Below are 11182 nucleotides of genomic sequence, written 5' to 3'. Positions count from 1 at the left end.
GAAGATGAAAATCATGAACTGCCCGCTCAACGGGCCAAGAAACATCAGCGAATTCACCTACGGCGGCGAATTCAAGGTCATGCCCGATCCGGCCACCTGCAGCGATGCCGAGTGGGCCGACTACGTATTCAACAGCGACAACGCCGCCGGCGTGGTGCGCGAGTGGTGGCTGCACAACGCCTCCAGCTACTGGTTCCTCGCCGAGCGCCACACCGTCACCGACCAGATCATTCGTACCTTCGATCCGAAGGAACTCTTCACCCAGCGGGTCGAGTTCGCCGCGCACGCCGAGGAGATCGCCCGATGAACCGCCTCCCCGCCCCCATGGGCCTGCTGATCGACCGCGACCAGCCGCTGCGCTTCAGCTTCGACGGCAGCGAGTACCAAGGCTTTGCCGGCGACAGCATCGCCAGCGCCCTGCTCGCCAACGGCCGCTGGTTGCTCTCGCGCTCGTTCAAGTACCACCGCCCGCGCGGCCCGCTGAGCATGGCCGGGCAGGACGCCAACACCCTGGTGCAGTTGCCCGACGAGCCTAATGTGCTGGCCGACACCCAGGCGCTCCAAGCCGGGCTCGCCGTCAGCGGGCAGAACTTTAACGGCTCGCTGGACAACGACCGCGACGCCTACCTGGGCAAGTTCTCCAAATTCATGCCGGTGGGTTTCTACTACCGCTCGTTCTACAAGCCCAAGGGCATATGGAAGGTGTGGGAGCCGCTGATCCGCAAGAAGGCCGGCCTCGGCGTGCTCGATCTGAACTTCAAGCCGCAGTACTACGACAAGGCCTACCTGTTCGTCGACGTCGCCATCGTCGGCGCCGGCCCGGCCGGGCTGTCCGCCGCGCTGACCGCCGCCAATGCCGGGGCCAAAGTGCTGCTGATAGAACAGCAGCCGCTGCTCGGCGGCTCGCTGACCTACGCCCGTTTCGATATCGAGGGCCGCCGCGCCGAGGCGCTGCGCCGTGATCTGGTGAGCGCCGTGCAAGGCCACACCAATATCCAGGTACTGACGCAGGCCACCTGCAACGCCTGGTTCACCGACAACTACCTGCCGGTGATCCAGAGCCGACGGATGTACAAGGTGCGTGCGCGGCAGTGCATCGTCAGCGCCGGCTCCTTCGACCAGCCGGTGGTGTTTCGCAACAACGACCTGCCCGGGGTCATGCTCACCAGCGCTGCCCAGCGCCTGATGAAGCTCTACGCGGTCAAGCCTGGCCATCGCGCCGTGCTGCTCACCGGCAACGACGACGGCTACCTGGCCGCCCTCGACCTGGCCGAACAGGGCGTGCAGGTCGCCGCCCTGGTGGACATGCGCTTGCAGCCGGCCGATGTCGCGCTGAAGGTCGCCGTGGAAAAGCAGGGCATCCCCTGCCACCTGGGCAGCACCGTGTACGAGGCCCTGCACGAGAAGGGTATGCGCCATGTCAGCGGCGCGGATATCCGCCGCATCACCGCCCAGGGCCAGGTTGCCGCCCAGGGAGTTCACGTCGACTGCGACCTGCTGTGCATGTCCGCCGGCTACATGCCGGTCTACCAGCTGCTGTGCCAAGCAGGCGGCAAGCTGGCCTACGACGAGCAGCGCGCCGAGTTCGCCATCAGTGGCCTGCCGGAAGGGTTGGCGATCGCCGGTTCGGTCGGCGGTCGCCACCATCTGGACAACGTACTCGCCGACGGCGCCCGCGCCGCCGCACGGGCAGTCGAAGCACTGGGCCTGGATGCCGGCATTGGCGAAGCGAGCCTGCGCGGCGAGGCGCGGGTCAACTTCGAGTGGCCGATATTCCCCCATCCCAAGGGCAAGGATTTCGTCGACTTCGACGAAGACCTGCAGGTTCGCGACATCGTCAACGCCACCCGCATCGGCTACCGCGACGTGCAACTGGTCAAGCGCTTTTCCACCGTCGGCATGGGCCCGTCCCAGGGCCGCCACTCGGCGCTGCCCACCGCGCGCCTGGTAGCCCAGGCCACCGGCCGCAGTATCGGCGAAACCGGCGTGACCACCGCGCGGCCGCCGTTCGAAGCAGAAAAACTGGCCCACGTCGCCGGCCGCGCCTTCGACCCCTATCGTCACACCGCCATGCACAGCCGCCATGTCGCCGCCGGCGCCAAGCTGATGCCCGCCGGTATCTGGCAGCGTCCAGCGTTCTACGGCAAGGCCGAAGATCGCGAACGCTGCATGCAGGAAGAAGCCCGCCACGTGCGCGAGAAGGTCGGCCTGATCGACGTGTCCACCCTCGGCGGCCTCGACGTGCGCGGCCCGGATGCCGCCGAGTTGCTCGAGCGCATCTACACCCTGCCATTCAAAAAGCAGCCGCTGCTGCGCACTCGCTATGCGTTGATGACCAACGAGCACGGCGTGGTGATCGACGACGGCGTCTGCGCGCGGCTGGCGGACAATCACTTCTACGTCACCGCCACCACCAGCGGCGTCGACCGCATCTACCAGCAGATGCTCAAGTGGAACGCGCAGTGGCGGCTGAACGTGGACATCACCAACGTCACAGCCGCCCTGGCGGCGGTCAACCTGGCCGGGCCACTGTCGCGCCAGGTGCTGCAGAAGCTCTGCGCGGACGTCGACCTGTCCGCCGAGGGCTTCCCCTATCTGGCCGCACGCACCGGCAGCGTCGCCGGCATACCGGCGCGGCTGATGCGGGTCGGTTTCGTCGGTGAGCTGGGCTATGAAATCCACGTACCGGCACGTCATGGGGCACGGCTGTGGGACGCATTAATGGAGGCCGGCGCAGAGTTCGGTATCCGCCCCTTCGGCGTCGAGACCCAACGCCTGCTGCGCCTGGAGAAAGGCCACGTGATCATCAGCCAGGACACAGATGGTATGACCCATCCCGGCGAGATCGACATGCAGTGGGCCATCGGCCGCAAGAAACCGTTCTTCGTCGGCAAGCGCTCGATCGAAATCCTCGAAGCGCAGCCGCTCAAGCGCAAGCTGGTCGGTTTCACCCTGCCCAAGGGCAGTGCGCAGCCGCTGGAGGGTCACCTGGTGCTCAATGGGCCCGACATCAGCGGCAACGTCACCTCTTGCGAGTATTCGGCGACCCTCGGCCAGATCATCGGCCTGGCCTACGCCGGCGCCGACCAGGCCGAGCCAGGCATGCGGATTCCGATCCGAGTCGATGGCGGCCAGGTGGTGCAGGCCACGGTGGTGCAACTGCCCTTCTTCGATCCCGACAACCAGCGCCAGGAGCTCTGAGCCATGACCAGCCTCAATACCCTCGAGCGCTGCGCGCTCATCGACCTCACCGACCTGCCGCGGGTGGGCTTTCGCGGCGTGGACAGCGCCACCTGGCTCAGAGAGCGCGGCTACCAACTGCCAGAAGTGCCCAACCGGGCACTGCTCCAGGCCGACGGATCGCTGGTGGCACGCCTGTCGCAGACCGAGTACCTGCTGCTCGGCAGCCTGGCCGATCGAGGCGAGCGGATTGCCAGCGAGGAAGCTGGGTGGCAGTTGACCGATCAGGGCAACTACCTGCTGCCGCGCCAGGACAGCCACGCCTGGCTGCAACTGTCCGGTCGGCACGTGGCCGAGGTGATGGCCAAGCTCTGCGGAGTCGACCTGCGTCCACAGGCCTTCCCCACCGGCCAGGTGGCCCAGACTTCAGCAGCCCGGATCAACGTCATAGTGATCAATGCCGGCTCGGGCGATCTGCCGCGCCTGCATATCCTCTGCGACCGAGCGTCGCTCGAGTACTTCCGCGACGCCATGCTCGATGCCATGAACGAGTTCGGCGGCCAGCCGGTGGCGCTGGACGTGCTGGAAAAGCAGCTGGCCTGATGCCCCGCCAATGGCCACATGGTGGAAATAAACAGCTATTTCCACCCTACGGGAACCGGGTGGCAACTCGCAAACCGTAGGGTGGATCACGCTTCACCGATCCACCATTCGGCCTCATGTCAGACACCCATGCTGGGGCACCCAACAATGCCAGGGCCCCATGGAGCCCCATGAATGACCGCCATCGAAACCCCGGATCGGGAAACCGATTACCGCGTGCCGGCGTTGCAACGCGGCCTGAGCATCCTCGCTATGTTCAATGCCCGCGAACGCAGCCTGGGCATGAACGACATGGCCGAACGTCTCGGGGTCAGCCCTTCGGCCGTCTACCGCATCGTGCAGACACTGGTCGACATGGGCTACCTGCGCAAGGTCGGCCGCCATGCCTTCGAACTGGGCCCCCAGGTAGTCAGCGAAGGCTTTGCCTACCTGGCCAGCCGCGACATCGTCGAAGTGGCCATGCCCCATCTAAACGACCTACGCGACCGCACCTCGCTGTCATGTCACCTGAGCATCCGCGAGCAGACCGATAGCCTCTACCTGTACCGCGCCATGGCCCCGCAGCGCCTGGCGGTGAACATTCCCGTCGGTACTCGCCTGCCCTGCCACAGTACGGCCCTGGGCCGCGTGCTGCTGAGTGGCTTGAGCGAGGTACAGCTGAGCGCGCTCTACCAGCACGTGCGCCTGGACGACTATCCGCCGCCAGCCCCGCGCACCCTGCCGGAGCTACAGCAGGTGATCGCCGAGGACCGCCAGCGTGGCTGGGTGCTGCACCGCTCCGACTACTCCACCGCCATCGCCACCGGCATCCGCGATCACAGCGGCGCCATCGTCGCCGCTATCAACCTGTCCGGCCCGGACGCGGTGATGGATACCCAAGTTGCCCAGGAAGGCTTTCTCGCCGCCTTGCTCGCGGCAAGCCACGATGTGTCGCAGGCACTGGGACACATCGCCGCGTGATCATGCCGCGCCTCAGGTTCTGAAGCGCGATACCAGCTGGTTCAGTTCATCGGAGAGCCCGGCCAGGGTCTGCGCATCCTCGCTGGAGCTGCCGGCGAGCTCCGCCACACGCTGCGCATTGTGGTGAATCTGGCTGATGTGCTGGTTGATCTCCTCTGCCACCTGGTGCTGCTCCTCGGCGGCGGTGGCGATCTGCGTGTTCATGTCGCGGATCACGTCCACCGACTCGCGGATCAGCTCGAAGCTGCTGCGCGCATCGTTGATCGAGCCGACCGTCTGCTGCGACACGTCCAGGCTGGCATGCATCTGCTTGCCCATCTCGTTGGTGCGCCGCGCCAGGTTGCCGAGCAGGCTGTCGATTTCCCCGGTGGAGTCGGCGGTACGCTTGGCCAGCGCGCACCTCATCAGCCACCACGGCAAAACCCCGGCCCTGCTCGCCGGCGCGAGCGGCCTCGATGGCGGCATTCAGCGCCAGCAGATTGGTCTGCTCGGCGATGGAGCGGATGGTGCCGAGAATCGACTGGATATCGCTGCTGTCCTGCTCCAGTTGCTGCATCGCCGCGACCGAATGCTCGATCTCACGGCTCAGGCGATCGACACTGGCCACCGCCTGGTCGATCTGCCGTTGGCCGTCGTGCGCCTGGCGCTGGCCGTTGTCGGCCGAGTCCGCGGCCTGGCTGCAGGAGCGCGCCACCTCGTTGGCGGTCATGACCATTTCATGGAAGGCGGTGGACACCATGTCCACCGCCTCGCGCTGGCGAGAAGCGGCGTTGGCCATCTCCAGCGAAACCGCGGTGGAGCTGCTCGACATGCGATAGATCTGCGCCGCGGCCTGGCCGATGCGCTGAATCAGTTGGCGAATGGCGCCGAGGAACTGGTTGAACCAGCCGGCCAGTTGCGCCGTTTCGTCGCGCCCGCGCACCGCCAGGCTGGTGGTCAGGTCGCCCTCGCCCTGGGCGATGTCTGCCAGCCCGCTGGCCACGGCGCGGATCGGCCGCACGATCAACCCGGCAAACAGCGCGCCAGTGACGGCGAACGCCAGCGCGACCAGGGCCGCGATCAGCACGATGATCCAGGTCAGGCGGGTTGCGGCGGCCATCACCTCGCTCTCGCGGATCAGCCCGACGAACTGCCAACCCAGCTGTTCTGAGCTGTAGACATTGGCCATGTAATGCTCGCCGTCCAGCTCCACCTCGACCAGCCCCTGCTGAGTCGCGGCCAGGCGCGCATAGCCCTCGCCTAGCTCGGCCAGGGCCTTGAAGTTATGCTGCGGCTGGCTAGGGTCCACCAGCACCGTACCGTTTTTCTCCATCAGCATCAGGTAGCCGCTGTCACCCAGCTTGATCTGCCGCACGATGTCGGTGAGCTGCTGCAGCGACACGTCGATGTTCACCACCCCACCCTCCTTCCCGAGGCGGTTGGCGAAACTGCGCACGGTGCTGACCAGCACCACATCGTCCGCCGCCCAGTAGTAGGCCTCGGTGCGCAGGGTCTTACCGGGGTTGGCCATCGCCCGCTGATACCAGGGGCGGGTGCGCGGGTCGTAGTTGGCCAGGCTGGCATCGCCGGGCCAGAACACATAACCACCCTCGTTGGTGCCCAACGACAGATAGGCGTAGGCCGGATGACTGGCCGCCAGGGCGGCGAAAAGCTCGAACACCCGAGCGTCGTGCTCACCCTCGCCGAACTGGGCGGCGTCGGCCGTGAGGTAGCGTTTGACGTCGCGGTCTAGGCTGTTCAACAAGGGGTGCCCCGCCAGGTAGTCGACGTTCTGGCCGATTCCCTCGAAGAACAGCTGCATGGCGTTGTCCACCTGGCGCATCTCGCGGCTGCTGCTGTCGAGAAAACCCTGCCGCGCCTCGCCGCGCACATTGAGGATGACCAGAACCGCGACCAGGACCACCGGTAGGCTGGCGATCGCCGCGAATGCCAGGATCAGCTTGTGTTTGATGTTCATCCCCGCTCCTTGCTGGTGCTTGTACTCTGTTAAAAAGGCCTTGCAGATATACAGTATTATGGTATACCAATAAATAGCAATCCGCTTTGCCTTGCTGCAGCGCCGCTGCGGCGCCAGTGCAATCAACAAACACCGAGCGCGATGAACGCGTCACCACAGTCGGCCAGGCCATGGCCAACCAGACACAGGTTCGAGGAACGCATCATGAAATTTTCTTTGTTCGTGCATATGGAGCGCTACGACGAGCAGACCAGTCATCGCCAACTGTTCGAGGACCTCACCGAGTTGACCCTGCTGGCGGAAGCCGGCGGTTTCAGCACCGTATGGATCGGCGAACACCATGCGATGGAGTACACCATCTCGCCGAGCCCGATGCCGCTGCTGGCCTACCTGGCCGCGCGCACCAGCACCATCCGCCTCGGCGCCGGCACCATCATCGCGCCCTTCTGGCACCCCATCCGCGTCGCCGGCGAATGTGCCCTGCTCGACGTGATCAGCAACGGGCGCATGGAGGTGGGCCTGGCCCGCGGCGCCTACCAGTACGAGTTCGACCGCATGGCCAACGGCATGCCGGCCACCGACGGCGGCAAGTACCTGCGCGAGATGGTGCCGGTGGTCCAGGCGCTATGGCGGGGCGACGTCGCCCACGACGGCGAGATCTGGAAGTTCCCCACCTCCACCTCCTCGCCGCGGCCGCTCCAGCAGCCCGGTCCGCCCATGTGGATCGCCGCACGCGACCCGGACTCGCACAACTTCGCCGTGGCCAATGGCTGCAACGTGATGGTCACCCCGCTGATGAAGGGCGACGAGGAAGTGGTCGATCTGAAGAACAAGTTCGAGGCCGCCCTGGCCAACAATCCCGAGGTGCCGCGTCCGCAACTGATGGTGCTGCGCCACACCCACGTCCACGCCAAGGACGACCCGGACGGCTGGAAGGTCGGCGCCGCGGCCATCTCCAAGTTCTACCGCACCTTCGACGCCTGGTTCGGCAACAAGCAGACCCCGGTCAACGGCCTGCTGCCGCCGAGCCCGGAAGAGAAGTTCAAGGAGCGCCCGGAGTTCGAGCTGGACAACATCCGCAAGAACACCATGATCGGCACCCCGGAAGAAATTATCGCGCGCATCCGCCACTACCAGGAGCTGGGCGTGGACGAATTCAGCTTCTGGGCCGACAACAGCCTGCCGCACGCCGAGAAGAAGAAATCCCTGGAGCTCTTCATCAAGCACGTGGTGCCCGCTTTCCGCTAATCGATGCAGCAAGCGGCCGGATCGGGCGATCCGGCCGCCTTTCACCAACCCACAGGTGGTCGAACGCCATGCACACGACTGGCCTCACCCTCTGCACCGTCAAGCCACTGCCCGGGGCCGCCATGGCCTATCTGCGCGGCACGTGTACACCCGCCCATGTATTCCTCAAGCGCCTGCGTTCCTCAGTTACCGCCAAGCAGAATGGCTTCTGGCAGATAGTCCGCTAAACAACTCTCCTCGCTGAATTTCGCCCGCGTCCGACTCCCCGTCGTCGCGCCATGGCGCCCTCGTGCGCCCGGCCGATGCTGCAGTCGACGCGCATTCATGGCCGAACAACAACAAGAGTTGCTTATGAACACAGACAGAGCCTTACTCGTCATCGACATGCAGCAGGAAGACGGTTTTCCCCTGCATGGCTTCGACCGGGTTATCCACAACAACATCCGCCTGCTGGATGCAGCCCGGCAGACGGGCATCCCCATTATCTACACCCGGCACGTCAACGCGACGGACGGCAGCGATCTGCCTCCGGGCGAGCCGGTCGACGCCGCCGGTCGCCCGCGGAGTTATCGTGCCGGCACCCACCAGGTGGAAATCGTCGACTGCCTGGCGCCCAGAGCCGGCGAGCGAGTGATCGACAAGCCACGTTACAGTGCATTCCACCGCACCGACCTCGCTCAGCAGCTAGCGGGAATGGGAACCTGCCGGCTGGTCATCAGCGGCGTGCTCACCGACGCCTGCGTACTGGCCACAGTGCTGGACGCCTTCGCCCTGGGCTACGCCGTCGACCTGATCGCCGATGCCTGCACCAGCACGACTGAATCCGCCCACAACGCGGCGCTGTTGATCATGGCCAACTGGATTTACGCCATCGAACTCTTCGCCACCGAGCAATTCCTGCAAGTCCTTGAGGGAAGAGCCTGCCAGTCCTGCCGCCCAAGCGAGCCCGATCAGTTCGCACACCATCCCGAGCAGTTCGTCGCCACCATTGCCCGCCTTCAATCCGCCCTGGGTCAACCCGGGCGTAAACAGGAGTGATCGCCATGCACGTCGAGAAAAGAAGCATCGACTTCATCCCCGAGAAAGAGCGCCACGGCAAACCCGGTTCACTGTTCTACATCTGGTTCGGCGCCAATATGAACATCACCACCATCGCCTCGGGCGTGCTGCCGGTGGTGATCGGCCTCAACCTGTTCTGGAGCGCCCTGGCCATCATTCTGGGCTCGCTAATTGGCGCCATCTTCATGGCCTCGCACTCGGCCCAGGGGCCGAAACTGGGTATCCCGCAGATGATTCAGAGCCGCGCCCAGTTCGGCGTGATCGGCGCGGTACTGCCGCTGCTGTTCGTGATGCTCATTTACCTGGGCTTTTTCGTCAGCAATACCCTGCTGGCCGCCCAGGCCATCGAATCGGTGAGCCCGTTGGGTGGCGACGCCAACATCTACCTGATCGGCACGCTGTGCTTCGTCGTGGCCCTCTACGGCTACCGGCTGATCCATCGGCTGCAAAAAGGTACTGTCACTACTCTCGGTCCTGGTGTTCCTGGTCGCGACCGGCCTGGCGCTGGGCCTGCCAATTCCCGAGACTCAATGGTCGCCCGTGGGATTCTCGTTGTCGAAGTTCATGGTGGCGGTCAGCATTGCGGTCACCTGGCAGCTGTCCTATGCGCCCTATGTCGCCGACTATTCCCGCTATCTACCGAGCGACACGCCGATGTCTCGGGTGTTCTGGTTCAGCTATGGTGGAACAGTGGTCGGCGGGGCCTGGATGATGATCCTCGGCGCAATGCTGTGCGTGGCCGTCGACGGCTTCTCCGACAACGTCGGCAGCCATCTCGCAATGCTGTTCGGCGCCGCCGCCGTGCCGCTGTTCATCTTCATCGTCTACGGCCAGGTAGCGATCAACGTGTTCAACCTGTACGGCGCATTCATGTCGACGGTCACGGTGATCGAGCCCTTCGCCCGCCTGCGAGTAACACCACGTATGCGGGGCCTGTTCATGCTGGTGATCAGCGTCATCGCCACTGCGCTCTGCACCGTCAGCCAGGAAGACTTCATCAGTTACTTCCTGAATTTCATCTTCTTCATGAGTTACTTCCTGATCCCGTGGACCGCCATCAATCTGGTGGACTACTACTGCCTCAGGAAAGGAGACTACTGCGTGGAGGATATCTTCGACTTGGACGGTCGCTACGGCCGGGTCAACATGGTGGCCTGCGGCAGCTTCCTGTTAGCGATCCTGCTGGAGATACCGTTTATGAACACCACGCTATACGTGGGCCCCATCGCCAATGCGCTGAACGGCGTCGACCTGGCCTGGGTGGTGGGCCTGCTAGTACCAGCCCTGACCTACTACTGGGCGATGCGGCGTAGCCTGGAGCGCAGCCTCCAGCCCTCATAACCCAGCCCGTTGCAGCGGCCAGGCAACGGACTGCCGGGCAGAGCCCTGGGGCTGCTGTGCAGCCCCTTCGCGCAGAGGCAGGCGCCACTCCCACCTGGACGGAACCTTCAAGACTTGCAGGACAGGGATACCGATCCGCAAACCGTTCGACTCAATCCTGACGCTCGAAGATCGCCCCCTCCAACATCAGCACCTCGCCGCGGTTGGAACAGAGTCCTCCGCCTTCCGCACGCTATTTACCTGGTCTGGGTCATAAACATTCTTTGCGATGGACATTATCCAACTTAAGCAAGTGTCTCTCCGCTCGGTAGAGACCACTTTGCTGGGAAAAGAGTGCGGCGGAACTTTTTCAACAGAATCACCAGAAGCAGCCTCCGACTACGCCACAGCAAGGTGCATTACCTGGTATTGAAATCCACTCTCTTTCCCATGGAGCGTAATCATGGAGATAGAGATGGATACTTCTTCGCGTACTACCGAGGTTCTCGATACCGCCTCTGACCAGTCCCTCCCCTTACCGGGCACGGAAGCCTACGAGTCGCTTCCGCAGTTCCCGAAGGGCAGCCCCCTACCCTTCCGGCGAACAATTCGCAAGCATGAGCTGAGACAGATCGTCCCCCTGGCTGAATCAACGATCTACGAGATGGAGCGTCGCGGCGAGTTCCCCCGGCGCTTCAACCTGACACCACGTTGCGTGGTCTGGGATCTGGCCGAGGTGGAGGCCTGGATCGAGGAGCGCAAGCGGGCGCCTCGGGTCAATATCAGCAAGCCGGATGTTTACCTACGGAAAACCCGCCCTGTCCGGGCGGGCTCAAGCCAAGCATGAAGCCGGCG

General features: G+C 64.3%; 8 protein-coding genes and 2 pseudogenes. 9 read left to right on the top strand and 1 reads right to left on the bottom strand.

Annotation, left to right across the window (positions count from 1 at the left end):
* Positions 1–4: 4 nt before the first annotated feature.
* The 4 genes from PSOLE_RS04940 to PSOLE_RS04925 all read left to right on the top strand — a co-directional run bounded on the left by PSOLE_RS04940 (position 5) and on the right by PSOLE_RS04925 (position 4743).
* The gene (locus PSOLE_RS04940; protein WP_074856561.1) at positions 5–307 is read left to right on the top strand and encodes a sarcosine oxidase subunit delta; all 303 of its coding nucleotides are present in this window, start codon (positions 5–7) and stop codon (positions 305–307) included.
* A complete protein-coding gene (locus PSOLE_RS04935) occupies positions 304–3201 on the top strand; it encodes an FAD-dependent oxidoreductase (protein ID WP_074856564.1) in 2898 nt (965 codons plus the stop codon). Before PSOLE_RS04940 ends, PSOLE_RS04935 begins: the two co-directional genes overlap by 4 nt.
* A 3-nt stretch (positions 3202–3204) precedes the next feature.
* Positions 3205–3783: a sarcosine oxidase subunit gamma gene (locus PSOLE_RS04930; protein WP_003118326.1), complete on the top strand. Its 579-nt coding sequence runs from the start codon at positions 3205–3207 to the stop codon at positions 3781–3783.
* A gap of 174 nt (positions 3784–3957) precedes the next feature.
* A complete protein-coding gene (locus tag PSOLE_RS04925; RefSeq protein ID WP_003118325.1) occupies positions 3958–4743 on the top strand; it encodes an IclR family transcriptional regulator in 786 nt (261 codons plus the stop codon).
* 12 nt (positions 4744–4755) lie between these two features.
* Here PSOLE_RS04925 and PSOLE_RS04920 read toward each other — a convergent pair.
* Positions 4756–6700: pseudogene (locus tag PSOLE_RS04920) on the bottom strand (methyl-accepting chemotaxis protein).
* 204 nt (positions 6701–6904) lie between these two features.
* Between PSOLE_RS04920 and PSOLE_RS04915 the strand changes: the two are divergent.
* The 5 genes and pseudogenes from PSOLE_RS04915 to PSOLE_RS04900 all read left to right on the top strand — a co-directional run bounded on the left by PSOLE_RS04915 (position 6905) and on the right by PSOLE_RS04900 (position 11174).
* Positions 6905–7948 (top strand): LLM class flavin-dependent oxidoreductase, encoded by a 1044-nt coding sequence (locus PSOLE_RS04915; protein WP_003118324.1) that lies wholly within the window; start codon positions 6905–6907, stop codon positions 7946–7948.
* 68 nt (positions 7949–8016) lie between these two features.
* Complete coding sequence (locus tag PSOLE_RS24210) at positions 8017–8175, top strand: hypothetical protein (protein ID WP_023106003.1); 159 nt, start codon at positions 8017–8019, stop codon at positions 8173–8175.
* Between the two features lie 124 nt (positions 8176–8299).
* The gene (locus PSOLE_RS04910; RefSeq protein WP_003118323.1) at positions 8300–8986 is read left to right on the top strand and encodes a cysteine hydrolase family protein; all 687 of its coding nucleotides are present in this window, start codon (positions 8300–8302) and stop codon (positions 8984–8986) included.
* Positions 8987–8991: 5 nt separating this feature from the next.
* Positions 8992–10348 (top strand): annotated as a pseudogene (locus PSOLE_RS04905) (purine-cytosine permease family protein).
* Positions 10349–10790: 442 nt separating this feature from the next.
* Positions 10791–11174 (top strand): helix-turn-helix transcriptional regulator, encoded by a 384-nt coding sequence (locus PSOLE_RS04900; RefSeq protein WP_003118322.1) that lies wholly within the window; start codon positions 10791–10793, stop codon positions 11172–11174.
* The last annotated feature ends 8 nt before the right edge of the window (positions 11175–11182 follow it).

The organism is Pseudomonas oleovorans subsp. oleovorans, from assembly GCF_002197815.1.
GTDB lineage: Bacteria > Pseudomonadota > Gammaproteobacteria > Pseudomonadales > Pseudomonadaceae > Aquipseudomonas > Aquipseudomonas oleovorans.
This window is presented reverse-complemented; position numbering and strand designations above follow the sequence as displayed.

Bases quoted from the DNA above. Each gene is read 5' to 3' on its own strand.
- PSOLE_RS24210 (WP_023106003.1), top strand. From the start codon at position 8,017: ATGCACACGACTGGCCTCACCCTCTGCACCGTCAAGCCACTGCCCGGG.
- PSOLE_RS04925 (WP_003118325.1), top strand. From the start codon at position 3,958: ATGACCGCCATCGAAACCCCGGATCGGGAAACCGATTACCGCGTGCCG.
- PSOLE_RS04930 (WP_003118326.1), top strand. From the start codon at position 3,205: ATGACCAGCCTCAATACCCTCGAGCGCTGCGCGCTCATCGACCTCACC.
- PSOLE_RS04910 (WP_003118323.1), top strand. From the start codon at position 8,300: ATGAACACAGACAGAGCCTTACTCGTCATCGACATGCAGCAGGAAGAC.
- PSOLE_RS04935 (WP_074856564.1), top strand. From the start codon at position 304: ATGAACCGCCTCCCCGCCCCCATGGGCCTGCTGATCGACCGCGACCAG.
- PSOLE_RS04900 (WP_003118322.1), top strand. From the start codon at position 10,791: ATGGAGATAGAGATGGATACTTCTTCGCGTACTACCGAGGTTCTCGAT.
- PSOLE_RS04940 (WP_074856561.1), top strand. From the start codon at position 5: ATGAAAATCATGAACTGCCCGCTCAACGGGCCAAGAAACATCAGCGAA.
- PSOLE_RS04915 (WP_003118324.1), top strand. From the start codon at position 6,905: ATGAAATTTTCTTTGTTCGTGCATATGGAGCGCTACGACGAGCAGACC.